Consider the following 882-nt stretch of genomic DNA (forward strand, 5'->3'; position numbering starts at 1 on the left):
AAAATTTTCGTTTTATTTCCAGTAACAGTTGCATATATAAAATGCGCTTGGTTTGGTTGGTTACTTTCTGTCAATCCACTTGGTACTTTATATACTTGCTTTGTATCTTTTGCAAACTCTCCTCCCATTGTAAGGGCGACTTGCAACTCATGAAAGATATCTTCATCAAACTTCAGTTCATCCTTCCTATAACTCTTTCCTTTAAATAGAACTTCATCATTTAACGCTTTGTACAAGTTATTTTCATTTTTTGAGTTCGTACTTTGATATAGTTCATTCATAAATTGTTTTAATGATGGATCTTGAGCAGACTCATCTTTTGTTTTAGGCTTAATTTGAGTACTACTTTGTACCGGTGATTTATTATCATCAAGCCAAGGTTGTTGAACAATGAAAAATAACATTGTACAAACCAAAACAACTACAATAGGTAATGCTTTTTTACGAAATGGTCTTTTATGTTTTTCAAAATCCACTTCATTATTTTCATATATAGACTGCTTTATTTTAGAAATAAATTCTTCTTCATCTTTACGATTCTCCATTGGGCCTTTTTTTATTTTTCTATACCAGTCAGGATTTTGTTTATTGTTCATCACTACTACCCTCCCCTATTAATTTTGAAACCTTACTTCTCGCTCTACTTAATCTCGATTTTACAGTTCCAATGGATACTCCTAATGTTTCAGCCATTTCTTCATAAGATAATTCATATTTTGCATCCAATATAATTATTTCACGGTGCTTTTTAGGTAGTTCTAATACCACCTTCCACACATCATTCATTTCTTCTTGCTTAAAAAATTCTTGTTCTGCTGACAGGGATTGCTTATCGTCACTAAAAAATCCTATTAAAGATATCCTTTTAAAATAAGAGGATTT

General features: G+C 31.1%; 2 protein-coding genes. Both read right to left on the reverse strand.

Annotated features, from left to right (window positions below; all coding sequences use genetic code 11):
• Window positions 1-596 (reverse strand): anti-sigma factor (locus HMPREF2590_RS23955; RefSeq protein ID WP_070861597.1); only part of this gene is annotated, 596 nt, incomplete at its 3' end.
• A partial coding sequence (locus HMPREF2590_RS30960) for an RNA polymerase sigma factor (RefSeq protein ID WP_256325179.1) occupies window positions 586-882 on the reverse strand: 297 nt, incomplete at its 5' end. The genes HMPREF2590_RS30960 and HMPREF2590_RS23955, both read right to left, overlap by 11 nt.

It is taken from the genome of Bacillus sp. HMSC036E02 (assembly GCF_001836235.1).
Taxonomy (GTDB): domain Bacteria; phylum Bacillota; class Bacilli; order Bacillales; family Bacillaceae_G; genus Bacillus_A; species Bacillus_A cereus.